This is a genomic window from Bacillus sp. FSL K6-0994 (assembly GCF_038630815.1).
GTDB classification, from domain to species: Bacteria; Bacillota; Bacilli; order Bacillales; family Bacillaceae; genus Bacillus; species Bacillus safensis.
In genome coordinates, this window is record NZ_CP152043.1 from 335,436 (window position 1) to 357,936 (window position 22,501).

The following is a 22,501-nucleotide window of genomic DNA, read 5'->3' on the forward strand; positions in this document are numbered from 1 at the left end:
GAGAACTCAAGGGTGAGTTCTCTTTTTTATGTATAAAAGATAACGGTGATGATCGCTGCACATGCGATGCCCATGCTGATATAAAGGCTGGCAAACCATATATTCCAGCGAGTGATACGGTAAGGGTTGACCTTCATCAAATCAGCCAATAAGGAGACAGAAACATTAAAAGGGCTAAACATAACAGTTGATGTGCCAGCAACGATCAGCATGATTGCGATCGGAAGAGCAGGCAGTTCATGGATGACTGGTGCCATCATGCTGACTAACAATGCAAGCGAGACAAGCGGGTGAAAACCGCAAAGGGCGGTGATCAGAAAATACAACCCAATGACACAATAAACCCAAATGGCATGGTCTGATATACTGACAATAAATGCTTGAATCGGCTGCATACTGTTTGTCGCAAGGAGCATATCGACAAAGAAGCCTGCACTTAAAAATAGACACATATAGTTGGAGAGCTGACGGGTTCTTTCTTTCCAATGAGGCACAGAGACAGCGATATATTGTTTTCTTTTTTTGATAATAGAAGAGAATAATAGAGCAAATGGAATAATCGTCAGTACTACAGCGAATAAATAGCCTTTCCCAATCCATGCATCGACAAGTGAGACGACTGTCATAAAACCTAGCAGCATGAAAGCGAGCTGAAGGGTTTTTCGCTTAATTCGATGAGGATTGGCGTTTGTTTCTGAAGACTGAATGATGTTTGGTAATCGTTTGCTTTGACGAGAAAAAAGCAACCAATCTATCGCCAGCACGACGACCATTAAACCAAAAGTAATAGGTGCAATTTGATAATATTTTAGTTTGGTTGCATCAATGGTGACGCTTACCAGCACTTCAACAGGACTCCAGCTTAAACATAATGCATATGACCTCAAGAGGTTGCGTGTATAAAGATGTTGTTTCACTTGTTCTTTTAGAGATTCGAGCGACGGTTTGAGCGATGTATATAGTAAAGGAATCGTCGCGATATTTAAAAACATGCCGAGAATATGAGTGACAAATGAACTCTTGCGATAAAGCTGGTTTGAGCTCGTTGTATGCAGTGTGAGCAGTTTATTTAATTGTGTATCGAAATGTCCAACATGTATGAGAGAATGAATAAAAGGCAGCATGAAAAAGAGAGAAAACAAGCCCAGCATGGAATGAAAGTGAAGAAAAAACGTATGTAATGGCTGGCCGGATAAGAAGAATAAGAACAACCCAATGATGAGAAATACAGCACCTGTTTTCAAATAAAGCCCATTTGCTTTCTTAAAAGAAATGGTGAGCGAGGCAGCGGCCAGCAGACCAACAAAATAGGAGAGTATAGGAGCAGGAAATAGTTGATGAACAATATATAGACTGATAAGAAGTGTAAAAACGAGCAGGTACATTCAAATATCTCCTCCATCAAATATCTTCAAGTGATTTTATTCCGACTAGTGGAATTTGTTTTCTTTTAGTGGAACGTTTAAAATGGATTATAGCAAAATCGATCGTTGATGTCGATAAGAAATCAAAGGGGAAAAGGAGAAAATGAACATGGCTGATAAAAAGTCAAAAGAAGAATCAGGACTGCGTACAGTTCAGCGTGCTTTGGATATTCTTTATTGTTTTAGTGAAGAACGTCAAGAGCTGACGCTAACGGATATTTCAAAAGAGATGAATTTAGCAATGTCTACGACAACGAGACTGCTCAAGGCGCTTGAAATGAATCATTTTGTGGAGAAGAATCAAGAAACAATGAAATACCGATTGGGTCAAAGGCTTTATCTCCTTGGATACATTGCAGGAAAGTCCATTAAATTGAGGGAACTGGCTAAGCCACTCATGTACTCACTTCGTGATGAAACAAAGGAAACCGTCAACCTGTATGTACTGGATTCAACAAGCAGGGTTTGTATCGAACAAGCGGAAGGGCTGCAATCGATTCGCCATCTTGTCAAGATTGGTGAGAAGCTGCCATTGTACGCAGGTGCAGGCGGAAAGGTATTATTGGCTTTTCAAAGTGAAGAATTTCAACAAAAAGTATTAGCGTCTGAGGCTGATCATGTGAAGAGAGATGACTGGCAAGAGGAACGTAAACATATTCTTGACACGTATACTTCTTGCAGTATCGATGAACGAGAGGTAGGATCTGCGGCAGTAGCGGCACCAGTCTTTAACATTCATGGGGAAGTGAAGGCTTGTTTATCCATATCTGGTCCAACCCATCGGTTTACTGAAGAAGTCATTCCTAAGCTGCAGCAAAAAGTGAAAGAACAGGCACAGAGGCTTTCTGAACAGCTCGGCTACGTCGTCAAACACAATTTTTAAGATTGCCTATCTTTTCGCGCTCCATTTATCATATAATAGAAACATTATGTAGCATTCCTTGTCGTAGGGAGGACGTGTCACGACCATGAAAATCAATAGAGAAATTCCTGTAAGACAGCGGAATATTGTCCTCATTGGCTTTATGGGTGTTGGGAAAACAACCATTGGGCAGCTGGTTGCCAAAAAGCTATATAGAGATTTTATTGATGTCGATCAGGAGATTGAGAAAAAGTACAACATGACGATTCCAGAGATGTTTCAGCAAAAAGGAGAAGCATTCTTCAGGCAGGCTGAAAAGGATTATATCGTCGATTTATGTGAACATACACAGCTCAAGATCGTTTCCCTTGGAGGGGGTGCATTCAAACAGGAAGAAATCAAACGCGCCTGCTTGAAGCATTGTACCGTTCTTTTCCTTGATCTATCGTGGGAGAATTGGAAGCAGCGGCTTGATATTTTAATCGAAAACCGCCCTGTTCTTCACAACCGGACGCTTGATGAGATGAAAGAGCTGTTTGAAGAGCGCCGGGAGATTTATTCTCTTCATAACTCAAGAGTGGAAACAGATCATTTAGAGGCTGAGGAAGTCGCCAATTATATTGTGGACACACTCAAGCTTGGCTGGGATTTATATTCGAAATAAAAAAAGTCTACCGTTGAGGGTAGACTTTTTTTCTATTGAATTCTTTTCCTTCGTACATAGGATGATGCTTTGACAACCAAAATGTATTTATCCTTTTTTTGGTGTGCGGCCGTTTGGAAAAAGCGGTGATCCTCCTTCAATCAGTTCATGATGATGAGGTTTTTGATATAGATCATTTTCTTTTTCGGAAAAATAAAATAGTATATAAATTTCAATAAGAGTTTTTTGAATTATTATAATCTTTAAAAAATAATGTTGACAACTTCCGTGAGGACATTCTATGATTGTTTACGTAAACGCTTACGGTAAACGTTTACTATAATCGAATGGGGAGGAATTTGTTGATGAAAAATAAAGAAAAATGGAGCGGTGTATTCCCGGCTGTCTTAATTCCTTTTAAAGATGACTATTCAATTGATGAACCTGCTTTTCGTAAGTTTGTTCGCTGGGTGGCGGAGCACGAAGGAATTAACGGGATTGTTGTCAATGGACATACGGGCGAGATTATGACCCTGCTGCCACATGAACGAGCTGAGGCTGTGCGTATTGCAGCCGACGAATTAAAAGGGGAAGTACCTGTCATTTCAGGGGTTTCAGCTGAAGGGACAATTGAAGCAATCCAGCATGCAAAAGCAGTTCAAGAAGCTGGCGGAGAAGGTATCCTTCTCATGCCGCCGCATTCATGGCTGAGATTCGGTATGCAGCCTGAATCACCTGTCCAATTCTTTAAAGATGTTGCAGAAGCGATTGACATTTCAATCATCGTCCATCAATATCCAACGTGGACAAAAACCTCATATACAACGAATCAATTACTAGAAATGTCGGAAATTGAAAATGTTGTCTCATTCAAAATTGGTCAAAGAGACATGGCACAATATGAAGTCGATGTGCGCGCACTGAAAAAGCATGCACCAGATGTATCGCTGCTCACATGTCACGATGAATATTTATTGCCAACATTAGTTCAAGGGATTGATGGGGCGCTTGTCGGTTTCGGCTGTTTTGTGCCGGATTTGATCGCTGAACTTGTGAAATGTGTGGAAGAACAAGACCTTGCAGCAGCTAATAAAGTGTACGATAGAATCTTTGAACTAAAGCATGCTGTATATAAAATGGATGAACCTTCATCTACCTCTCATCTGCGAATGAAGGAAGCGATGTTCCAGAGAGGCTTGATCAGCAGTTCGCTTGCTAGGAAGCCGGTATTACCTTTAACTCAAAAGGAAAAAGAAGAGATTCGCCAGGGCCTTCAAAGTGTTGGTTTGCTTAAGGAAAACGTCAGTAGATAACAGACCATTGATTTCATGATGAAGGTGAGTCAGGTTATAATAAGGTATAAAACAACAGACTCCCGGAGGTATGAAATGTGTCAGTAAGTATTAAAGATGTAGCATTGAAAGCAGGAGTGTCTATAGCCTCTGTTTCCCGAGTATTAAGTGGTAAACCAGGAGTAGGTGCTCAAACGGCTGAAAGAATCAAACAAGTGATTGATGAGTTAGGCTACCGCCCTAATTTAGGAGCGAGAGGGCTCGTGAAAAGAAAGACTGGGAATATTGCTGTAGTGGTTCCCCGCGGTTCATATATTTTGAATAATCCATTTTTTTCAACGATTTTAGATGGAATAGCGAAGGAATTAGATGAGACCGAATTCAATATGCTGATGTCATTTACATCTGTTCAGCAGCAGCGGTTACTTGAGACGCAGGCTGTAGATGGTGCCATTTTATTTTCTCCAAGAAATGAAGAATTGAGCATGGATTGGTTAAAAAGTTTGGCTATTCCCATTATTGTTGTCGGAAGTTACTTAGAGGATTCACCATTTCCATGTGTCAGGCCAGATGATGAAGAAGGTGTTTGTCAATCTGTAACGGCCTTATTTGAAAAAGGTCATCGAACCATTGGGCTGGTCAATGGTCCAATGAGTTCGATGCATAGTGTGAGGTATTACAAGGGGTATGAGCGCACACTGAAACGTTTAGGATTAACAATGAACAAAGAGCTTGTGTTTGAGTTAGATGAATTTGATGGGGGAAAAGTAGTAGAAGTGGTTTCTCGATTTCTCCAAGGAAACCAGCACATGACTGGAGTGGTTTGCTCTTCAGATTTTTTGGCGATAGGGGTCATGAAAGCGGCAGAAAACGCAAATGTGTCAATACCTCATGATTTGTCTGTCGTTGGTGCCGATGATGTGCCCATTGCAAGTTTTCTAACCCCTTCTTTATCTTCTGTTCATGTTGATTTAGTTGGAATGGGAAGAAAAGCTGTTTCTTTACTAACACAGTTGTTGGAAGGAGAACAGTTAGAGGCGATGGAGCATATTTTCCCTATGTATTATATAGATCGGGGCACCACGGGAACGCCAAAAAAGATGTGATAGATGCTGAAAACTCGTAAGATCGCTTGAGAATTTCTCTTGATTTAAAATGTAAGCGATTTCTTCAGCGCTCTTCGGCATGTACTTTTGCATCATTTCCTCCAATAAGGAGGAGATACCATGACGTTAGAACTCAGCGGAAATCCAAATTCTCAAGGTGGGCAATTTGTTGATAGAGCTTCACAACTATTGACCAGGATGGAAAGTGTACCTTTTTCGAAGTGGCATTTAAAACCTCGGATCATTATGGGATCTGCTACCTTTTTTGATGCTTTTGATGCACTATCTTTAGCGTTTGTTCTCCCGGTTCTCATCGGCATGTGGAATTTATCACCTGCACAGATTGGTCTTCTTATTGGGTCTGGTTATATAGGACAAGCGATTGGTGCTATTTTCTTTGGATGGTTAGCAGAAAGGCGCGGCCGTGTATTTAGTGCAAAGTGGACGGTGTTCCTCATGTCTATTATGAGTATCGCATGTGTATTTTCAGGTAATTTTATGGCCCTTTTTATTTTCCGTTTTATACAAGGGATTGGAGTCGGAGGAGAGGTGCCGGTAGCAGCCTCATATATTAATGAGTTGTCCCGAGCCCAAGGAAGAGGGAGATTTTTTATGCTTTATGAGATGATTTTTCCATTAGGATTAATGATCTCAGCTCAAATTGGCGCATTCGTTGTACCTAGCTTTGGGTGGAAATGGATGTTCTTGATTGGAGGCATTGGAGGTTTAATCGTCTTTGTATTCTTTTTCATGCTGCGTGAATCGCCAAGGTGGCTTATTTCGAAAGGCAGGTTAGATGAAGCCGAAAGAATTATTGAAGAAATTGAAGCTAGTACTGACAAACGAATGCTTGTCGCAAATCAAGTATCCAGCAGTACTGAAAAAGGCGACTGGAAAGAGCTATTTTCAACTTTTTACCGTAAAAGAACATTGGTCGTATGGGGACTATGGTTTTCTGCCTACTTTGTATCGAATGGTTTAAATAACTGGTTACCAAGTCTTTATAATACGGTTTACCATTTGCCAGTCGGAGATTCATTAAGGGCAGCATCTCTCACAAATATTTTACAGACCATAGGGGTATTCGCTTGTGCGTTTTTAATTGATAAAGTAGGACGAAAGCGCTGGGCAACCATTGCATTTGTATTAACAGGTGTTTTATTAACGGCTTTATGGATCAGCGGAGCGACTTCACCAGAAAGCGTCATCTATTTAGGGTCTGCTGCTTACGGAATGATGGGGACAATTACAGTTCTCCTCTATCTATATACACCTGAAATTTATCCGACACGTATGAGGGTGATTGGAACAGCATTTGCTACAGCGTGGCTTAGGCTGGCCTCAGCGATCGCTCCTATTATGATAGGTTTTATTTTAGAGGTAAGCGGTGTTTCAACTATTTTTATTCTTTTTGCAAGTGTGACGGTAGTGGGAGCAATTCTTGCTTTTAAAATGATAGAAACGCGCGAGAAAGTATTAGAGGATATTGCGCCGTAAGTTACGCGTGCAGTGAAGAACTTATTCCAAAGAGGGTAGGTTCTTTTTTTATTCAGAGGATCTAAAATGCCTCACCTATCTTCGTTCATTTATCATATAATACAAACATGATCTAGCACTCCTTGTCGTAAGGAGAGACGTGTCACGAACATGAAAAGCAATACCTGTGAGACAGTGAAGATTAAAAAAGTCTACCGACAATGGTAGACTTTTTCTATAAGGTCAATTCTTGATTCCCTGAATCATTGCAGCTTTTAAACAGAAGGAAATGGGCTGATGCTGTGCATCGAATTGAAGCTGAAACAGCTGCTTTGTGTCAGGGTCTGCGGCTTGAAGGTGGGAAACGATCTCCTTTTGAATATTCTCTGGCGTGCGTCCACGTATAATCCAGTCCTTATAATCAATATGCAGGTCCCAGTAACGAATCTCTTTCTGAGTCAATTGGTTGTCATCGAAAAGCTCTTTCCATTCTGATAACGAGCTTTCCCGCACATGAGAAGGGTCTCTCAGTCTATTTAAGTGATTAATAAATGAATCCTGTGCAGGGTTTTCAGGTGCATAATGATCGACGAGCAGAAATTGGCCGCCTTTTTTTAAGACTCGGCTGATTTCAGACATGGCTGCCTGAAGGTTTGGAAAGTGGTGAGCAGCAAATCGGCACGTCACTAAATCAAATGATTCATCAGAGAAGGGCAATGCTTCTGCGGCTGCCTGCTCAAAAGTAATGTGGTTCAGGCGGCGTTCTTCCGCAAGTGCTGCTGCAATCTCGATCATTTTTTGCGTGACATCAATGCCGACCCCTTTAGAGATAACGTCTGAAAAGGAAAAAACGGTATGTCCTGCCGCGCAGCCAATATCAAGTAAATGCTCATGTCCCTTCGCATTTGCAGTTGTTTTCATCCATTCCAGCTCTTCTCCGGCCGCAAATATAGGTGAATCTCGATAGTTCTCGGCATTTTGTGAAAATTGGTTCTCGGCTTTAGCATATGGATTCATTTCTTTTCCCCCTTTGTGGTCTCTTTATCGTAGAATTCCTTCTGTTATTTGTCTAAGACATAAAAGATATGACATGGATAGTTAAAACCTATGAGGTGATGAAAGTGGATATACGAATGATGGAATATGTCATGGAAGTGTACCGGCAGCAAAGTTTTACAAAAGCAGCGGATCAACTTCATATTGCACAGCCTTCTTTAAGCCAGCAAATGAAGAAGCTGGAAGAGGAATTAGACACACCGCTATTTATTCGAAAGTATGGACAAGTAACGCCCACACCTCAAGGGAGACGATTCATTAAAAGGGCTGAGAATATTTTGAAGGAAAGAGATGATTTGCTGCGTGAAATAGGAGAGGCAGCTTATGAAATCGGGAAAGAGCTGAACATTGGAGCGCCAGCAGTGACTGGGGGCTATGTCTTGCCCGGTTTATTAAAAACTTTTTGTCAAACGTATCCTCATGTTCACGTTCAACTGATAGAAGAGTCTCCTCGTGAGCTCGAAAAACGTCTATTGGCTGGAAAACTGGATTTGGCTATTTTATCTATGCCTGTCGAGCATGAATCATTGAAAACGAAACAAATGCTGACAGAGCCGCTCCTTCTTGCAGTTCCGCAAGCTGCTCAGCCATGGTTATCAGAGGAATTGAACGAGATTATCAAGCAAGCAGGGCAAAAAGAGTCCGGTCACGAAATCGTTCCCTTTCAGCTTCTTGAAGGTACCCCATTTATTATGCTGAAAGAGGGATACGGTTTTCGGCAAGTGGTCATGGAGCTGTGCCGTCATCACGGTTTCCAGCCAAAAGCGGCTTTTGAAACAAGTCATATTCAAACAGCACAGGCATTGGTCAAAAACGAACTAGGTGTGACCGTTGTGCCGAAAATGGTGGCGCAAGAGGATAGGAACGGGGTCATTTATTTACACATTGATTCATGCCCAACCCGCACACTTGTGTTTGCATATGTGGAAGAAAGGTATTTAACGAAAGCCGCTCAAGCCTTCATGGACCTTTATCAGAATGAAGGGAAGGCTTAAACAAACGTTTAATTAAACGCAAAAAGCAGGGGAGCACCCTGCTTTAAGATTGGTGACAAAGGGCTAAAATGATCTTGATTTTAGCCCTTTATCTTCTTTTCAGCGTGATAGAAAACCTTTGAAGTCTAGGAAGGGCGAGCACCGGAGCGGAGCGAATTTGACATTCGTGAGCACCGGAGCGCAGACCTGACACCGAATGCGAGGGTTTGTCTACACGCTGAAAGCAGGGGAGCACCCTGCTTTTTAATATAAGTCGAGACGCTGATCCGTCATAACCGGAATTTGCTGTCTGACTTCATCCACTAGCTGAAGATCAATTTCCGCATAATAAATATCTTCGTCATCGCTTGTTTCAAGCAGGATGCGGCCGAGTGGATCAATCACCATAGAGTGTCCAGGGAATTCCGTGTCTCTGCTTGTGCCTGTTCTGTTAACAGCAATCATAAATGACTGGTTTTCAATCGCTCTTGCGATGAGCAGGCTGCGCCAATGGTCCACTCTTGCTGACGGCCATTGCGCCGTATTGACGAGCACCTTCGCTCCTTTGTTCACAAGTGTTCTGGAAAGCTGCGGGAAGCGGAGATCATAGCAAATCATCGCACCAATCGTTACATCTTCACCATAGTCAAATAAACCAAGCTGATCACCAGCGGTTAAATAGTTGTGCTCATCCATTAAGCGGAATAAATGAATTTTATCATAATCTAACAAAAGCTCACCTTGGCGGTTAAAAACATACATTGTGTTGGTAATGTGTTCATCTTCTGTCCGTTTATTTAATACACTGCCTGCGATGAGATACACTTGGTGCTTCCGTGCAAAGGAGGAAAAGAGCTGTTTTGTGCGTTCACCGTTTACATCCGCAAGCTGCTCGGCTTGCTCAAGGGCGTAGCCGGTATTCCACATTTCGGGTAAAATGATCAAATCAGGCTGCTCGCGGACCGCTTCTTCTAAAAACGCTGCTGCTTTTTTAAAATTCACTTCTGGTTCTCCAATTTGTACGTCCATTTGGACAAGGGCGATTTTCATACGAGTTCCTCCTTTATTTGCTATATGTCATGTGAAAATCATGAATGTATGTAATGGTTTATTTTAGTCTTCAAGGCCAGTTTCTTTATCATAAAGGTTTCCATCATCTTTGCCAATAGAAATGTCAGAAGGTTTTGTTAAATGGCTTTCTCACTCAAGAAATCGGTGTTATGATACATATAATGAATAAAACAAAGGGGGATACTCGGATATGCAATTGTACGATTTACCACTTGAAGAGCTAAAAAAATATAAACCAAAGAAAACAGCACGCCCTGATTTCTCAGATTTTTGGAAGAAATCACTCGAAGAACTGCGCCAAGTGGAGGCAAAGCCAATACTTGAACCTTATGACTATCCAGTGAAAGGCGTCAAGGTGTACCGCCTGACGTATCAAAGCTTTGGACATTCTAAAATTGAAGGCTTTTATGCTGTACCTGATCAAACTGGCCCGCATCCAGCGCTCGTTCGTTTTCATGGCTATAATGCCAGCTATGACGGCGGCATTCACGACATCGTCAACTGGGCGCTCCACGGCTATGCCACATTTGGTATGCTCGTCCGCGGTCAAGGCGGCAGCGAAGATCAGACAGTGACACCAGGCGGTCACGCTTTGGGGTGGATGACAAAAGGCATTTTATCAAAAGAGACCTACTATTATCGCGGTGTTTATTTAGATGCGGTTCGTGCACTCGAAGTCATTCAGTCCTTCCCTGAAGTGGATAAACACCGGATCGGCGTAATTGGTGGAAGCCAGGGAGGCGCATTAGCGGTAGCAGCTGCAGCCCTTTCAAACATTCCGAAGGTCGTCGTGGCAGATTATCCTTACTTATCAAACTTCGAGCGTGCAGTGGACGTTGCATTGGAGCAGCCTTATTTAGAAATCAATTCATACTTTCGAAGAAACACTGATCCGAAAGTGGAAGAAAAGGCATTTGAGACATTAAGCTATTTTGACTTAATCAATTTAGCTGGATGGGTCAAACAGCCAACATTGATGGCGATCGGTCTGATTGACAAAATTACCCCGCCATCTACTGTGTTTGCGGCATACAACCATTTAGAAACAGATAAAGACCTTAAGGTATACCGCTATTTTGGACACGAGTTTATCCCGGCTTTTCAAACAGAGAAGCTCTCCTTCTTACAAAAGCACTTGCTCAAATAAAAGAACAAAGAGGCCGCTCTATGAGGGCCTCTTTTTTAATAACTCGTATTTTGTCTCGTTTTTTCATCAGGTACTAACGCGGTGATAATAAGGGCAAGAGCTGTGATGATATGCAGGATGAATCCAAGTATCGGAATCCAGGCGAGGCAGGATGTGATAATCCCAATGATGCTGCCAATCATTGGTCCTTGGTCTCGCTTCGATAAGACGAGTGTGATAATATGCAGAATAAGCATGACCATGAGCGGTGAATAACCATTGCTAATAATAAATAGTCCTCCGATGACAGGGATGGCAAGACAGGCTTCAAAAATTCCGGTGATCCATTTCATGATGCGAGATATAGACATGAGATCCAACTCCTTTTTCATATATGTCTTATTCGTATTTTACCAAAACGTGAAGAAGTCATGCAGATTTCTATAGAAAGAGTTGATGGATGATGAGAGAGAGAATCAAGGAAGAGCTGAAAATCATCGAAGAAACGTATGACGTGAAAATTTGCCTCGCGGTCGAATCAGGCAGCAGAGCATGGGGATTCCCCTCGACTGATAGTGATTACGATGTTCGTTTTTTATATGTTCCTCGAAAAGAATGGTATTGGGCAATGGAAGAACATCGTGATGTCATTGAACGGCCGATTGATGATGTGCTTGATATCAGCGGCTGGGAGCTTAGAAAGGCACTTCGCTTATTCAATAAATCGAATCCGTCCATCATGGAATGGCTGTCGTCTGACATCATCTATGCTGAATCGTTCTCTTTGGCAAAGCAGCTAAGAGAATTAAAGGATCGAGCGTTTTATCCTGCCGCATTGATGTATCATTACCTCAATATGGCGAAGCGGAATGAAAGCCGGCATTTACGAGGAGAGCAGGTGCGAATCAAGAAGTATTTCTATGTGCTTCGTCCGCTGCTTGCCTGTCAGTGGATTGAACGATACAGGACGGTTCCGCCGATGGACTTTCATGAACTGCTCGAGGAACTAGTGGAGGAAGGTCCGCTTTTAGCGGAAATCCATGAGCTGCTCAAACGTAAAATGGACGGCGAAGAAATGGATGTAGAGAACCGCCTCGCTTATGTCCATCCATTTATCGACAAAGAGCTCGCGCGATTTGATGAATTGGTGAAAAGCTACAATCAGCCGAAAGACAACCTGTTGCAAGAATTAAATGAGCTGCTGCAGTCTACCCTTGATGAGGTGTGGGCGTAAGCAAGGAAGAGCCAGCCGGATCGCGGCAGGCTCTTTTTTATCTCTTATTGTGATAAAACCACAAAAAAAGTCAGAATTTTTGTCATCTTCAAATATTGTAGCGGACAGCTTATGAGCTTTACAATAAAGACATAGCTTACAAAGAGTGGGAGGTGCCCTTTATGGAGTCGGTCACAAGAAATTTCTTCTTGTTTTTGTCAAAGAGCAGTCTCTTGAACCATATTGCTCGTAATTGGGGAAGTGCTGTTGCATCTAAGAAAATCATCGGAGGGAAGGACTTTGAGAGTGCCATCCCTGTTATCAAGCGATTAAATGACCAAGGAATGGCTGTGACAGTTGATCACCTTGGTGAGTTTGTCACAAAGGCAGAGATTGCCAATGAACGGACGACTGAGTGTATTCAAACCATTCAGCGGATTGCAGAGGCGGGACTCAATTCCCACGTGTCACTCAAAATGACATCACTTGGTCTGGATATTGACGATGACCTTGTGTATCGCAATATGAAACGTATTTTAGATACGGCAGAGAAGCACCGTATCATGGTGACAATCGATATGGAGGATGAACAGCGCTGTCAAAAAACGCTGGACATTTTTAAAGAGATGAAATCTCAATATGAGTATGTCAGTACGGTCTTGCAGGCGTATTTGTACAGAACAGAAAAGGATCTTGATGACCTAAATAAGCTGAAGCCATTTTTAAGACTTGTAAAGGGTGCCTATAAGGAATCTGCCGAAGTGGCGTATCCAAACAAAAAAGACGTCGATCAGAATTATCAAAAGCTGATCGAAAAGCAATTGCTCTCAGGAAACTATACAGCCATTGCGACACATGACGATCGAATGATTGAGTTCACAAAAAATATTGTGAAAAAACACAATATACAGACAAGTCAGTTCGAATTTCAAATGCTGTATGGCATGAGATCAGAAACGCAGCAGGCACTTGTGAAAGAAGGCTATCAAATGAGGGTCTATACTCCGTATGGACGAGAGTGGTATGGCTACTACATGAGACGTCTTGCAGAACGGCCGGCAAACATTGCCTTTGCTCTAAAAGGGATGACGAGAAAATAATTTGAAACGGGAGCGTGACAAAAATGACAACACCTTACAAGCATGAACCATTCACGGATTTTAGCCAGGAAGAAAACCGCAAAGCGTTTGAACAAGCATTAGCTAAAGTAACAGAATCACTTGGTCAAACCTATCCGCTCGTGATTAATGGAGAAAGAATTGAAACGAAAGACAAGATTGTTTCGATCAATCCAGCGAAAAAGGATGAAGTGGTTGGAACCGTATCGAAGGCGGGCAAGGAAGAGGCAGAACAAGCAGTTCAAGCAGCAGCGAAAGCATTCGAAACATGGCGCTACACGTCTCCAGAAGAAAGAGCTGGCGTATTATTCAGAGCTGCGGCAAGCATTCGCCGTAAAAAGCATGAGTATTCAGCCCTTCTTGTCAAAGAAGCAGGTAAGCCTTGGAATGAAGCGGATGCAGATACAGCAGAAGCGATTGACTTCCTAGAATATTATGCCCGTCAAATGCTGGAGCTGGCGAAAGGCAAACCAGTGAACAGCCGCGAAGGCGAACGCAATCAATATGTATACACACCAACTGGCGTGACGCTCGTGATTCCGCCGTGGAACTTCTTGTTTGCGATCATGGCAGGAACAACAGTAGCCCCAATCGTCACTGGGAATACAGTTGTTTTAAAACCAGCGAGTGCGACGCCTGTCATTGCAGCCCGTTTTGTGGAGGAGCTTGAGCAAGCCGGTCTTCCAAAGGGTGTTGTCAACTTTGTACCAGGAAGCGGAGCAGAGGTCGGGGATTACTTAGTAGATCATCCGAAAACAAGCCTGATTACATTCACTGGATCAAGAGAAGTAGGGACACGTATCTTTGAACGCGCGGCAAAAGTGCAGCCAGGCCAGCAGCATTTAAAACGTGTCATTGCTGAAATGGGCGGTAAGGATACAGTGGTTGTTGATGAGGATGCAGATGTTGAATTAGCAGCTAATGCCATTTTCACATCAGCCTTCGGGTTTTCAGGCCAGAAATGTTCAGCTGGATCTCGGGCTGTTGTCCACGAGAAGGTGTATGACCAAGTGGTTGAGCGAGTGAAGGAAATCACAGAAACGAAAACAACAGCCAATCCACTTTCTGCGGATGTCTACATGGGACCTGTCATTGATCAAGCGTCCTTTGACAAGATTACGGATTATATAGAGGTTGGCAAACAGGAAGGCCGCTTAGTCACTGGCGGAACGAGTGATGATTCGGAAGGATACTTCATCCACCCGACCATTTTTGCAGATCTTGAGCCAACTTCCCGCTTAATGCAAGAAGAAATCTTTGGACCAGTCTTGGCTTTCTCGAAAGTCTCTAGCTTTGATGAGGCACTTGAGGTAGCCAACAACACAGAATACGGTTTAACAGGTGCTGTCATTACGAATAATCGTGATCACATCAACCGTGCGAAGCAGGAGTTCCATGTAGGGAACCTTTACTTTAACCGTAACTGCACAGGTGCCATCGTTGGTTACCACCCATTCGGCGGCTTCAAAATGTCAGGAACGGATTCAAAAGCAGGCGGTCCAGATTACCTGGCTCTGCACATGCAGGCAAAAACGATTAGTGAAATGTTTTAATATGGAAAAAGCATGAACCTGCACTGACGGGTTCATGCTTTTTTTGCCTGCTTGCGACTTGTTTCTATACAAATCTGACTGGAAAGAAGTATGATAAATGTATCACTTAATCAGGGAGCAATCGGGATGGAAGAGATATTAGAAAAGCTTCATACATTTTTTGATGTCGATAAATTAATTGCATTTATTAGCGGATATTTAAAAAAACCAGTCATTTTAGAAAGCACAGAGTGTCAGCTCCTTGCTTATAATTCTTACAGCATTCAGCAGTTTGACCCAGTCAATCAGCAAACGATTTTCTCCAAGGAATGTCCGGGGTCTGTGGTCGATTGGTTAAAGAAAACAGGGGTAATTGAGCGGCTTCACAAGGAGTCAAAGCCTTTTTATGTGAGCGGCCATGACGAGCTCGGATTTAATCGGCGGGTGGCTGTGAGCGCCAAGCATAAACAAGAGGTAGTAGGCTTTATTTGGGTGCAGGACATTGAGGACTCCCTCTCTCAGGAGGAGCTGCAATTTTTACACGAAGCTTCCTTTCAGGTTGGAAAAGTGATTTATAAGAATAAGAAACAGCTTGAGAAAAAGGAAGGCAAGATTGAAGAGTTTTTCAAAAAGGTCATGGATGATCATTTTTATACAGAAGAAGAGCTGAAATGGGAGGCTGAGAACTTAAGCATTCCACTGCCAGCCGTATTTACCGTCATGGTCGTGCACGCTGCCGATAACAAAAGTGAGACGGCAGAAGATGTGAAGGATGTCATTCGAACGTATTTGCAGCTAGAGGATAAGGTGAATCACGTCTATTCTGTTCAAGCAGATATTGTCGTTATATTAGGCAGCCTGTCAGACCGGCACTCACCGAAAGCGACTGCGGCTGATGTCATCGCACATCTGCAATCAAAAACGCATGTACATCCTTCCCCTTTGTATATCGGGATGGGAAGAGAGTATCGTGATGTCATGAAAATGAGTACAAGCCGATTTGAAGCGATAGAGGTCGTCAAGGCAGTAAAAATTGTCGGAGGACAAGAACTGATTCCATATGATTATGAGAATTTAGGGGTCTTCCGGTTTTTAGATTCCATTTACAGCCATCAAAAAAAGAAAAACGACTTCAATCCAGATTTGTTACGCTTGAAGGAAAAAGACCGCGAGAGTCAAACCTCGTTTTTAAAAACGCTGGAAGTCTACTTATTGAATAACTGCAAGCTAAAGCCAGCAGCGGAGCAGTTGTTTATTCATCAAAATACATTAAACTATCGAATGAAACAAATTTTTGACATGACCTCGATCGACTTAAGTCATTTTAGCCAGAGATGTGAGTTATTTATTGAATTGATGCTGATGAAAAAAGATCAATAATGATGATGGAATCCGCAGGTGCACAGGATCACCTGCGGATTTTCATGTGACATGCGAAAATGGCATACAACGGGTGCATTTCGTTGTATGATAGATAAAGATTTTATGAGAAAAGTGAAAGGGGGGCCACCTTTGGGTTCAGTCACCTTAGCCATTTTGATTTTCATCATGACCCTCGTCCTTGTCATTTGGCAGCCAGGACGTGTCACCATAGGATGGTCAGCGTGTGGAGGCGCCATTCTTGCACTTGCCTTTGGCGTCGTTCATCTGGGCGATGTGTGGGAAGTCACGCAAATTGTATGGAACGCCACATTTGCCTTTATTGGCATTATTATCATATCGTTAATTTTAGATGAGATCGGCTTTTTTGAATGGGCTGCACTGCATATGGCAAAAGCCGCAAGAGGCAACGGTGTCCGCATGTTTATTTATTTAACATTGCTAGGCGCTGTTGTGGCTGCTTTTTTTGCCAACGATGGAGCGGCACTGATCTTGACCCCAATCGTTTTATCTGTGGTGAGAGCGTTGAAGCTGGATGAGCGCATGGTGCTGCCTTTTGTGATGGCAAGCGGTTTTATTGCAGACACAACCTCCTTGCCATTTGTCATTAGTAACCTGGTCAATATCGTATCAGCCGACTATTTTCATATTGGTTTTCTAGAATATACAGCGAATATGTTCGTGCCAAACCTTGTGTCGCTTGGAGCGAGCATGCTGGTTCTGTATGTATTTTACCGAAAGCTTATCCCAAAAACCTACGATCTGTCACAGGCAAAGGAACCGGCATCAGCTATTCGAGATATCCGTATGTTCCGTTTGTCTTGGTATGTGCTCGGCTGTCTGCTTGTGGGTTATTTTGCGGGGGAGCTGATCGGTATTCCAGTGTCCATCATCGTAGGCGGGATTGCCCTTGCTTTCTTGTGGCTGGCGAGAAGAAGTCCGCAAGTGGCGACAAAGCGGGTGATCAAAGAAGCGCCGTGGTCCATTGTGTTTTTCTCGATCGGTATGTATGTCGTCGTATATGGACTGAAAAATGTCGGTCTTACAGAAATATTGGCGGCATGGATCCAGCAAGGGGCATCACATGGCTTGCTTGCAGGAACGATGTTTATGGGCGTGCTTGCCGCAGTGCTGTCCTCTGTGATGAACAATCTGCCGACCGTTTTAATTGATGCGATTGCGATTGGACATACAGATACAGCAGGTGTCATGAGAGACGGACTGATTTATGCCAATGTCATCGGCTCCAACCTTGGACCGAAAATGACCCCAATCGGCTCATTGGCTACATTGCTGTGGCTTCATGTCTTAAAGAAAAAAGGCGTCCATATCTCTTGGGGAGCGTACATGAAAGCCGGAATCATCCTGACCATCCCAACCTTGATTCTCACTTTACTCGGGTTATATGTATGGTTATGGCTCATTCATTAAAAAGAAAAAAGAGCAGATCTCATGGATCTGCTCTTTTTTTGCTACAGATATTTCGCATAGCGTTTTTCTAAAAAGTCCTGAAGCAATGAGACGACACTGCAAATGCCCCAGTAAATGAGTGCGACCAAAATATACATGGTCATATAATCGAATTCTCGTCCGCCTACAATTTTTGCTTGCTGGAAGAGCTCTGGTACAGTAATCATCGCTGCCAGTGAGGAAGCTTTGATCAAATCGAGCATGACATTGGTCAATGGCGGCAGGGCGATGCGGACGGATTGAGGCAAAATGACACCACGCATCGTTTGCCAATAGCTGAGACCTAATGATTTAGCGGCTTCCACCTGTCCACTTGGAACAGAGGAGAGGGCTGCCCGGTTAATTTCTGCAATATAGGCAGCACTATTAAAGCTGAACCCAATAATGGCGGCAGTGACCGCTGTGAACTCTATGCCGATATAGGGGAACCCAAAATAGAGAATAAACAAAATCACAAGAATGGGCACGCCTCGCATGAATGAGATATACAGCCGTGCAGGCAGCCGAAGAATCCAAGAATTCGCCATTCTGGCAAGAGCGATAAAAAAGCCAAGAATGGTACCAAAAAACATGCTCACAAAGGAAATGAGCAGCGTCAGCCAGATGCCTTTCATAACAAATGGAAATGACGCCTTTGCCAGTGCAGGATTAAATATATATTCTAAATGAATATCTCCCACGATTGCGGCTCCTTATTTGGAAATGTCGACATCTTCGACATCAGCATCAATTTTCTTAGAGACGTCTGCATGATTAAAGAATTTCTCAGAAATCTTTTTCATTGTTCCGTCTTTTTTCATGTCGCCTAATACACGATTCAATTCTTTTTGAAGCTCTTTGTTGTCCTTCTTCATAACAAAACCTTGTTCATTCGGCATGTACTTCAAGTCAGGGTGAATCGTAATATTTAATTTAGGAAATGCAGCAAGAGCCAGTGTCTGCAAGTAATAATCATTTAGAATGACATCAGTACGGCCGTTTGCAACATCCTTTAAGTATTGCTCGTTTGTCGCATTATCATAAATGACTTCCTTTGCACCGTACTTACGAGCAACATCCATATAAATCGTTGTGGCAGCCCCTGCTGCTTTCTTTCCTTTTAAATCTTTTAAAGTTTTAATGCCAGATAAATCATCTTTCCGTACGATAGCCGTTCCGTAGGAATATTTATAAGGGGTAGAAAAGGCAAACTTGTCTTTTCTGTCATCTGTGATGTCGATATCATTTGCAGCAGCATCCACTTGACCAGAATTAATGGCGCTCAGCATCCCATCATAGCCCATTTCTTTAAATTCCACTTTCACATCAAGACGTTTAAACGCTTCTTTGACGACTTCTACTTCATAGCCAGTTAATTGATCCTTGCCATTAGAAGTATCATGATAAGAAGTTGGATAAAGGGTGCCTGAAGTTGCAACCACGATTTTCCCTTTCTTTTTAATCTCATCCCACTTTGTGTCCCCGGATTGAGATGAGCCTGATTGACTGCAAGCAGACATGATAAGGATGAAAGCAGAAACAACAAGCATGATCCATATAGGTTTTTTATGATAAAAACGACTCATTTAAGAATCCTCCTCTATTTTTTATACAAAACAAAACATAGCACGCTTTTTCTGTAAGGACAACGTTTTCAGAAGAAAAGTGAAAAAGTAAGAATATTATAAGCAATTTGCGTGTTGATATAATGTATAAAAAAGGAAAGTGAGCGCAAAATAAAGGCGAATAAAGGAGGGAAAAACAATGATGAAAAAAATAAGTAGTTTGATCATCTTGTCGATGATGCTGTTATTTGGTTTTCATATAGAAACGGCTCATGGAGAAACACCTCAAATGGAAAAGCGCCCGGTGACACATCAAGTGAAATTAACAGCAGAACAACAAAAACAAATTGAAATCCTTGAGCAGCAAATTCTTTCTAAGCGAAAAGAAGTCATTGAGAAATATGTACAGTACGGCGTGTTAACAAAGGAACAAGGCACACACATCACGAAACGAATGGATGAGCATTACACTCATTTGAAAAAGAACGGATTTGTTCCATTGCTGAAAAAACCAAAGCACCATCGCCCATGATAATGATGAAACCGGCAGCGAAGTGCCGGTTTTTTATTGTTGATCAGAAGGTGAGACTTTCCCCATCTTGAGGGACAGAAATGGCTTGATCTGCATGATGCTCTTGAATGTAAGCCTCTAAAGCAGCTCTTGTCAACAAGCAATGATTCACAGCTTCAAGATGACAGACGACAATTTGAGCTTTTGGCTGAGAACGGTGAACGTCTAGAATCTCTTCCTTGGTCATTGTAATCGGATCGCCTTCTAAAAATTGAGCAGCCCCGCTATTGACCACAATGACGTCTGGCTTGCATGTATTCACAACCTCTTTCGGTTCATCACACCAAACGGTATCACCTGCAATATAAAGGGTAGGTTCATCAGGGTGAGAGAAAACAAAACCGCTCACCTGACCCATCCGCTTCGCCGTTTCTCCCGTCCCATGCTGTCCGCCTGTACGTTTAATATGAACGCCGCAAATGTCCATTTCATCTTCAATGCATGTGACATGCTGAAATCCAGCTTCTTCAACTTCTTTTCGATCCTTCTCCGATTGAGTATAAATTGGCCCATCTTGAGCTAATTTTCTTTTGGCCTCGTCGTCAAAGTGGTCCACATGTAAATGAGTGAGTAAGACAGCATCTGGGTGTAACAGACTGTCTAAATCTATATTTACAGGAAGCTCCACAATAGGATTGTTCAAATGTTGATTGGCTGTATGAGGGAACGGTGGATATGTTCCTTTTGCTGCTAAAAAGGGATCGATTAAAAAAGTTGAATGACCATAGTGAAGGTATAAAGTAGCATTGCGAATGAGTGTAATTTTCATAGAAAGGCCTCCTTTTTTTCTCATTAAGTTTACAGTATATTAAAAGAGTTCTATGTGACAGAGGATCATGAAAGTCTTTCATCGGAAGGGCTTGATTTTTGAAAGAGGTGAGCCAATGCTAGACCAAACAGATATGAATATTTTAAAAGAACTATCAAAGAACAGCCGATTAACGATGAAAGCTCTAGGTGAAAAAGTTCATTTAACCGGCCAAGCTGTTGCAAATCGGGTGTTAAAGCTAGAAGAAGAAGGCGTGATTGAAGCATATACCATTTCAATTGATTGGCAGACACAAAAGACGATTCAAACCTTTTTGCAGCTCTATACCCGTAGTCATCATCATGAACCACTTCTGTCGTTTCTTTATAAAAGGGAAGAAATCAAGAATTTGTTCAAAATAAGTGGTGAGAGCTGTTATATGGCTGAAGGACATTTCTCCAGTCATGATGAACTTGATCAATTTTTAACGGAGCTGACAAATTACGCAAATTACAAACTGTCTATTGCGGTTAAACGTCTCATTCATCAGTAATAGAAGAGACGCAGGAGGAAAAGGAACGATGCAAAAATTAATTGAAAATCAAGCTGAACCGATGACGAAGGAAAGAATCAAAGCAGACTTGGTTCAACTTGGTGTGAAAAAGGGCATGATTTTATGTGTTCACTCATCTTTATCATCAATCGGCTGGGTAAACGGGGGCGCTGTAGCCGTCATACAAGCATTGATGGAAACCTTAACAGAAGAGGGGACACTGATTATGCCGGCACAAACGTTAGAGCTTTCTGATCCCGCCGATTGGATCGATCCGCCTGTTCCTTACTCATGGTGGAAATCGATCAAAGAAACAATGCCTGCATTTGATCCAGCTTACACGACGCCATCAGCAATGGGAAAGGTGGCAGAAACATTTTGGAAATACCCAGGTGTGGCGAGAAGCAATCATCCCAATTTTTCATTCACAGCCTGGGGGAAAAGAAAACATGAAATTCTGAAACACCATGCGCTTTCCTTTGGATTAGGAGAGCAGTCGCCTCTTGGCCGCATGTATGAACTTCATGCTCAAGTGCTGCTGCTTGGTGCATCATTTGAGAGCATGACAGCTTTTCATCTAGCTGAATACCGAATCCCTCAGCAGGACCTCATGACAAGAGGAGCCCCTATTTTAGAGAATGGGTGGAGGGTATGGAAAGAGTACCAAGATATCATCACAAGAGAAGAACTATTTGAACAGATTGGCCGTGATTTTCTGCAATCAGGAGGCATCCATCAGCACAATCAAGTTGGACTTGCCAGTTCATATTTACTGCCCATGAGAGAATCGGTAGACTATGCGGAAAAGTGGCTTGATCTATACGATCAGTCGTAATCTACACTGTTTGGAAATTTACATAATAAACGTCTTGATCAGGCTGCTGTGAGGTGTAGCAGGTAAGCTGATAGTTTCCTTTTGGAATGGAGAAAGACAGCACATGGGCCATGACGCTTGTGATATAAACTTGATCATTTGTAAGCGTAAAGGGAACTGTTATAGCTCTCTCAACCGAGACTTGGGGCTCATCGCTATTTAATGTCACAATAATAGACGCCTTTCCATTATTGATTCCTTCAAAGGAAACTCCTTGATCTCCTGTTGCAAATCCTTGAAGAATGTCCTCATCTGTCCAATCAATAACAGGTGGTGTTTCGCTTCCGGTGTATACCGTGATTTGGTGGTAGGAGATAGATAGGGAATAGGCTTGATTTAAGTGATTCATATAAAAAACTCCTTTATTTAAGAATTTTTGTTGGAACGTGAATGGTTGAAAGAGTGATTCTTGAGGAGAAAGTTAGGCAGCAAGACGATTGTCGCCGTCTTGCGCTATTTGGTGTGGGA

Annotated in this window: 23 protein-coding genes; 15 read left to right on the forward strand and 8 right to left on the reverse strand. The window is 42.5% G+C overall.

Translation table 11 applies throughout. The features are described 5' to 3' along the window. Positions 1 to 26 precede the first annotated feature (26 nt). A complete protein-coding gene (locus MHB69_RS01835) occupies positions 27 to 1,385 on the reverse strand; it encodes a hypothetical protein (protein ID WP_268414309.1) in 1,359 nt (452 codons plus the stop codon). A gap of 148 nt (positions 1,386 to 1,533) precedes the next feature. Between MHB69_RS01835 and MHB69_RS01840 the strand changes: the two genes are divergently transcribed. The 5 genes from MHB69_RS01840 to MHB69_RS01860 all read left to right on the forward strand — a co-directional run bounded on the left by MHB69_RS01840 (position 1,534) and on the right by MHB69_RS01860 (position 6,824). After that, complete coding sequence (locus MHB69_RS01840; RefSeq protein ID WP_034283265.1) at positions 1,534 to 2,307, forward strand: IclR family transcriptional regulator; 774 nt, start codon at positions 1,534 to 1,536, stop codon at positions 2,305 to 2,307. 85 nt (positions 2,308 to 2,392) lie between these two features. Then, entirely contained in the window at positions 2,393 to 2,950 is a 558-nt protein-coding gene (locus MHB69_RS01845) for a shikimate kinase (RefSeq protein WP_003214270.1), read from the forward strand. A 344-nt stretch (positions 2,951 to 3,294) separates the two neighbouring features. Continuing rightward, on the forward strand, positions 3,295 to 4,242 hold the full coding sequence (locus MHB69_RS01850; protein WP_176967347.1) for a dihydrodipicolinate synthase family protein: 948 nt from the start codon (positions 3,295 to 3,297) through the stop codon (positions 4,240 to 4,242). 77 nt (positions 4,243 to 4,319) lie between these two features. Beyond that, on the forward strand, positions 4,320 to 5,327 hold the full coding sequence (locus MHB69_RS01855; protein ID WP_254001555.1) for a LacI family DNA-binding transcriptional regulator: 1,008 nt from the start codon (positions 4,320 to 4,322) through the stop codon (positions 5,325 to 5,327). A gap of 120 nt (positions 5,328 to 5,447) precedes the next feature. Beyond that, positions 5,448 to 6,824 carry an MFS transporter gene (locus MHB69_RS01860; protein WP_342495936.1) on the forward strand — a complete coding sequence of 459 codons (1,377 nt, stop codon included), beginning with the start codon at positions 5,448 to 5,450 and terminating at the stop codon, positions 6,822 to 6,824. Between the two features lie 222 nt (positions 6,825 to 7,046). Here MHB69_RS01860 and MHB69_RS01865 read toward each other — a convergent pair whose 3' ends face one another. Next, entirely contained in the window at positions 7,047 to 7,820 is a 774-nt protein-coding gene (locus tag MHB69_RS01865; protein ID WP_176967346.1) for a class I SAM-dependent methyltransferase, read from the reverse strand. A 116-nt stretch (positions 7,821 to 7,936) separates the two neighbouring features. Here MHB69_RS01865 and MHB69_RS01870 point away from each other — a divergent pair, with 116 nt between their 5' ends. After that, complete coding sequence (locus tag MHB69_RS01870) at positions 7,937 to 8,854, forward strand: LysR substrate-binding domain-containing protein (RefSeq protein ID WP_176967345.1); 918 nt, start codon at positions 7,937 to 7,939, stop codon at positions 8,852 to 8,854. Positions 8,855 to 9,097: 243 nt separating this feature from the next. Here the strand turns inward: MHB69_RS01870 and MHB69_RS01875 are convergent, their stop codons facing one another. Next, a complete protein-coding gene (locus tag MHB69_RS01875) occupies positions 9,098 to 9,883 on the reverse strand; it encodes a carbon-nitrogen family hydrolase (RefSeq protein ID WP_327827471.1) in 786 nt (261 codons plus the stop codon). Between the two features lie 211 nt (positions 9,884 to 10,094). Between MHB69_RS01875 and MHB69_RS01880 the strand changes: the two genes are divergently transcribed. Beyond that, complete coding sequence (locus MHB69_RS01880; protein ID WP_342474642.1) at positions 10,095 to 11,051, forward strand: acetylxylan esterase; 957 nt, start codon at positions 10,095 to 10,097, stop codon at positions 11,049 to 11,051. A 35-nt stretch (positions 11,052 to 11,086) separates the two neighbouring features. Here the strand turns inward: MHB69_RS01880 and MHB69_RS01885 are convergent, their stop codons facing one another. Further along, a complete protein-coding gene (locus MHB69_RS01885) occupies positions 11,087 to 11,401 on the reverse strand; it encodes a hypothetical protein (protein ID WP_024424319.1) in 315 nt (104 codons plus the stop codon). 92 nt (positions 11,402 to 11,493) lie between these two features. Between MHB69_RS01885 and MHB69_RS01890 the strand changes: the two genes are divergently transcribed. The 5 genes from MHB69_RS01890 to MHB69_RS01910 all read left to right on the forward strand — a co-directional run bounded on the left by MHB69_RS01890 (position 11,494) and on the right by MHB69_RS01910 (position 17,704). Further along, positions 11,494 to 12,264, forward strand: coding sequence for a nucleotidyltransferase domain-containing protein (locus MHB69_RS01890; protein WP_101677115.1), 771 nt, complete (start codon positions 11,494 to 11,496; stop codon positions 12,262 to 12,264). A gap of 161 nt (positions 12,265 to 12,425) precedes the next feature. Beyond that, complete coding sequence (locus MHB69_RS01895; RefSeq protein ID WP_101677031.1) at positions 12,426 to 13,343, forward strand: proline dehydrogenase; 918 nt, start codon at positions 12,426 to 12,428, stop codon at positions 13,341 to 13,343. 23 nt (positions 13,344 to 13,366) lie between these two features. Further along, entirely contained in the window at positions 13,367 to 14,914 is a 1,548-nt protein-coding gene (gene pruA / locus MHB69_RS01900) for an L-glutamate gamma-semialdehyde dehydrogenase (protein WP_081123963.1), read from the forward strand. Between the two features lie 126 nt (positions 14,915 to 15,040). Next, on the forward strand, positions 15,041 to 16,273 hold the full coding sequence (locus tag MHB69_RS01905; protein WP_217008881.1) for a helix-turn-helix domain-containing protein: 1,233 nt from the start codon (positions 15,041 to 15,043) through the stop codon (positions 16,271 to 16,273). Between the two features lie 132 nt (positions 16,274 to 16,405). Continuing rightward, positions 16,406 to 17,704: an arsenic transporter gene (locus tag MHB69_RS01910; RefSeq protein ID WP_034283290.1), complete on the forward strand. Its 1,299-nt coding sequence runs from the start codon at positions 16,406 to 16,408 to the stop codon at positions 17,702 to 17,704. A gap of 41 nt (positions 17,705 to 17,745) precedes the next feature. Here the strand turns inward: MHB69_RS01910 and MHB69_RS01915 are convergent, their stop codons facing one another. Together MHB69_RS01915 and MHB69_RS01920 are read right to left on the reverse strand one after the other, a co-directional pair. Further along, the gene (locus tag MHB69_RS01915) at positions 17,746 to 18,423 is read right to left on the reverse strand and encodes an amino acid ABC transporter permease (RefSeq protein WP_034283291.1); all 678 of its coding nucleotides are present in this window, start codon (positions 18,421 to 18,423) and stop codon (positions 17,746 to 17,748) included. A 12-nt stretch (positions 18,424 to 18,435) separates the two neighbouring features. Then, positions 18,436 to 19,308 (reverse strand): transporter substrate-binding domain-containing protein, encoded by an 873-nt coding sequence (locus MHB69_RS01920; protein ID WP_041116601.1) that lies wholly within the window; start codon positions 19,306 to 19,308, stop codon positions 18,436 to 18,438. 181 nt (positions 19,309 to 19,489) lie between these two features. Between MHB69_RS01920 and MHB69_RS01925 the strand changes: the two genes are divergently transcribed. Next, positions 19,490 to 19,819 (forward strand): YckD family protein, encoded by a 330-nt coding sequence (locus tag MHB69_RS01925; protein ID WP_342496224.1) that lies wholly within the window; start codon positions 19,490 to 19,492, stop codon positions 19,817 to 19,819. A 43-nt stretch (positions 19,820 to 19,862) separates the two neighbouring features. Here the strand turns inward: MHB69_RS01925 and MHB69_RS01930 are convergent, their stop codons facing one another. Next, the gene (locus tag MHB69_RS01930; RefSeq protein ID WP_034283296.1) at positions 19,863 to 20,627 is read right to left on the reverse strand and encodes an MBL fold metallo-hydrolase; all 765 of its coding nucleotides are present in this window, start codon (positions 20,625 to 20,627) and stop codon (positions 19,863 to 19,865) included. A gap of 115 nt (positions 20,628 to 20,742) precedes the next feature. Here MHB69_RS01930 and MHB69_RS01935 point away from each other — a divergent pair, with 115 nt between their 5' ends. Both MHB69_RS01935 and MHB69_RS01940 read left to right on the forward strand, forming a co-directional pair. Further along, positions 20,743 to 21,159: an Lrp/AsnC family transcriptional regulator gene (locus tag MHB69_RS01935; protein ID WP_342495937.1), complete on the forward strand. Its 417-nt coding sequence runs from the start codon at positions 20,743 to 20,745 to the stop codon at positions 21,157 to 21,159. A 28-nt stretch (positions 21,160 to 21,187) separates the two neighbouring features. After that, positions 21,188 to 21,994: an AAC(3) family N-acetyltransferase gene (locus MHB69_RS01940; protein WP_101677032.1), complete on the forward strand. Its 807-nt coding sequence runs from the start codon at positions 21,188 to 21,190 to the stop codon at positions 21,992 to 21,994. A 1-nt stretch (position 21,995) separates the two neighbouring features. Here MHB69_RS01940 and MHB69_RS01945 read toward each other — a convergent pair whose 3' ends face one another. Then, a complete protein-coding gene (locus tag MHB69_RS01945; RefSeq protein ID WP_342495938.1) occupies positions 21,996 to 22,382 on the reverse strand; it encodes a competence protein ComJ in 387 nt (128 codons plus the stop codon). Between the last annotated feature and the right edge of the window lie 119 nt (positions 22,383 to 22,501).

Excerpts from the sequence above, each read along its gene's own strand:
- MHB69_RS01850 (WP_176967347.1), top strand. The coding sequence starts at position 3,295 with ATGAAAAATAAAGAAAAATGGAGCGGTGTATTCCCGGCTGTCTTAATT.
- MHB69_RS01870 (WP_176967345.1), top strand. The coding sequence starts at position 7,937 with ATGATGGAATATGTCATGGAAGTGTACCGGCAGCAAAGTTTTACAAAA.
- MHB69_RS01890 (WP_101677115.1), top strand. The coding sequence starts at position 11,494 with ATGAGAGAGAGAATCAAGGAAGAGCTGAAAATCATCGAAGAAACGTAT.
- MHB69_RS01875 (WP_327827471.1), bottom strand. The coding sequence starts at position 9,883 with ATGAAAATCGCCCTTGTCCAAATGGACGTACAAATTGGAGAACCAGAA.
- MHB69_RS01945 (WP_342495938.1), bottom strand. The coding sequence starts at position 22,382 with ATGAATCACTTAAATCAAGCCTATTCCCTATCTATCTCCTACCACCAA.
- MHB69_RS01925 (WP_342496224.1), top strand. The coding sequence starts at position 19,490 with ATGAAAAAAATAAGTAGTTTGATCATCTTGTCGATGATGCTGTTATTT.
- MHB69_RS01835 (WP_268414309.1), bottom strand. The coding sequence starts at position 1,385 with ATGTACCTGCTCGTTTTTACACTTCTTATCAGTCTATATATTGTTCAT.
- MHB69_RS01920 (WP_041116601.1), bottom strand. The coding sequence starts at position 19,308 with ATGAGTCGTTTTTATCATAAAAAACCTATATGGATCATGCTTGTTGTT.
- MHB69_RS01935 (WP_342495937.1), top strand. The coding sequence starts at position 20,743 with ATGCTAGACCAAACAGATATGAATATTTTAAAAGAACTATCAAAGAAC.
- MHB69_RS01880 (WP_342474642.1), top strand. The coding sequence starts at position 10,095 with ATGCAATTGTACGATTTACCACTTGAAGAGCTAAAAAAATATAAACCA.
- pruA (WP_081123963.1), top strand. The coding sequence starts at position 13,367 with ATGACAACACCTTACAAGCATGAACCATTCACGGATTTTAGCCAGGAA.
- MHB69_RS01905 (WP_217008881.1), top strand. The coding sequence starts at position 15,041 with ATGGAAGAGATATTAGAAAAGCTTCATACATTTTTTGATGTCGATAAA.
- MHB69_RS01865 (WP_176967346.1), bottom strand. The coding sequence starts at position 7,820 with ATGAATCCATATGCTAAAGCCGAGAACCAATTTTCACAAAATGCCGAG.
- MHB69_RS01940 (WP_101677032.1), top strand. The coding sequence starts at position 21,188 with ATGCAAAAATTAATTGAAAATCAAGCTGAACCGATGACGAAGGAAAGA.
- MHB69_RS01845 (WP_003214270.1), top strand. The coding sequence starts at position 2,393 with ATGAAAATCAATAGAGAAATTCCTGTAAGACAGCGGAATATTGTCCTC.
- MHB69_RS01840 (WP_034283265.1), top strand. The coding sequence starts at position 1,534 with ATGGCTGATAAAAAGTCAAAAGAAGAATCAGGACTGCGTACAGTTCAG.
- MHB69_RS01930 (WP_034283296.1), bottom strand. The coding sequence starts at position 20,627 with ATGAAAATTACACTCATTCGCAATGCTACTTTATACCTTCACTATGGT.
- MHB69_RS01885 (WP_024424319.1), bottom strand. The coding sequence starts at position 11,401 with ATGTCTATATCTCGCATCATGAAATGGATCACCGGAATTTTTGAAGCC.
- MHB69_RS01895 (WP_101677031.1), top strand. The coding sequence starts at position 12,426 with ATGGAGTCGGTCACAAGAAATTTCTTCTTGTTTTTGTCAAAGAGCAGT.
- MHB69_RS01860 (WP_342495936.1), top strand. The coding sequence starts at position 5,448 with ATGACGTTAGAACTCAGCGGAAATCCAAATTCTCAAGGTGGGCAATTT.